Origin of the sequence: Pseudomonas sp. NPDC089996, from assembly GCF_044748405.1 — a bacterium.
Lineage (GTDB): Bacteria > Pseudomonadota > Gammaproteobacteria > Pseudomonadales > Pseudomonadaceae > Aquipseudomonas.
The window spans coordinates 1-1179 of sequence record NZ_JBIVGA010000051.1 but is presented as its reverse complement, the minus strand read 5'-3'; the positions used below and the strand labels follow the sequence as shown (position 1 = coordinate 1179).

General features: G+C 57.2%; 1 protein-coding gene. It reads left to right on the top strand.

The window, feature by feature from the left end; translation table 11 throughout:
• The first annotated feature begins 210 nt into the window (after positions 1-210).
• Entirely contained in the window at positions 211-1176 is a 966-nt protein-coding gene (locus ACIPW4_RS27355; protein ID WP_400663794.1) for an IS110 family transposase, read from the top strand.
• The last annotated feature ends 3 nt before the right edge of the window (positions 1177-1179 follow it).

Genomic DNA, 1179 nt, shown 5'->3' with positions numbered 1-1179 from the left:
CCCGCTTGTATGGTAGGACTTGAAGGGAGGAGGAGGGACATAGCTCGCTTCTGACTGTTCGCAGCAGTACAGACCGTGGGAGAAATCACCCCTCCTCCTTTCAGCACCCAAGCGCCGATAAGGAATGCCTCGTGAGCAAGCGACGATAGATGCAAGCCTGCGCCAGGGTGTGCCCTTCAAGTCTCTCTACGCTACAAGGAGCAGCTAGCCATGGCAATGTCCGTCACACCAATCGAAGCTGGCGTGGATACCGCGAAAGATGAGTTGGTGATTCAGAGCGCTCCGGATACAAAACCCTTCGCCATCCCAAATACCCCAAAAGCGATCAGGGCCTGGCTCAAAACCTTACCCAAAGGTTCAGCACTGGCCATTGAGGCGACGAGCACCTACCACATGGAAATGGCCGAGCAGGCTCATGCTGCGGGCTTTGTGGTGTACGTGGTCGACGGCCTAAGGTTGAGCAAATACCGGGAAAGCATCGCTTTACGCGCGAAAACAGACGCACATGATGCTGCCTTACTGGCTCGCTACCTGAGCAAAGAGCGCAGTTCTTTGAAAGCCTGGACGCCGCCGCCTGCAGGGCACCGCAAAATTCAGGTGCTACTGCGCCGTCGCGCCAAGCTCGTGGAGATTCGCGGCATGCTGCGTATGAGCTGGTCGGGGGACAAGCTGTTCGCGTCCGAGCTCAAGCACATAGAGAAAGCACTCAAGAAAGCAGAGCTGTCGCTGGAAAAGGGGCTGCGCGCCGCGATCAAAGACGCTGGACTCCAAGATCAGTTGAGTCGTGTCCGGCAACTGCCAGGGGTTGGTTTCCTGACTGCCGTCGGTTTAGTCATGTCATTCATGCGAGGTGACTTCGCCAACAGCGATGCTTTTGTTGCCTACCTGGGGATGGATGTGACGGTTGCTCAGTCGGGCAAATGGTCTGGCAAAGGCAGGTTGAGCAAACGGGGAGACGCGGAGGTTCGCAGGCTGCTGTACAACGCGTCGATGAGCGGCAGTCGAACCGCGACCTGGAAACAGTTCTACGCCCATCATCTGGGACGTGGAAAGAAAACTACCCAAGCCTTGGTGATTCTTGCACGCCGCCTGGCCAGGCTAGCCTTTGGCTTATTGAGGCACCAGGCAGACTGGAAGCCAGAGGTGTACACCGGAGGTGCCAAACTCGCCAGCTAGAGC

Coding starts and splice junctions, on each gene's coding strand:
- ACIPW4_RS27355 (WP_400663794.1), top strand. CDS start 211: ATGGCAATGTCCGTCACACCAATCGAAGCTGGCGTGGATACCGCGAAA.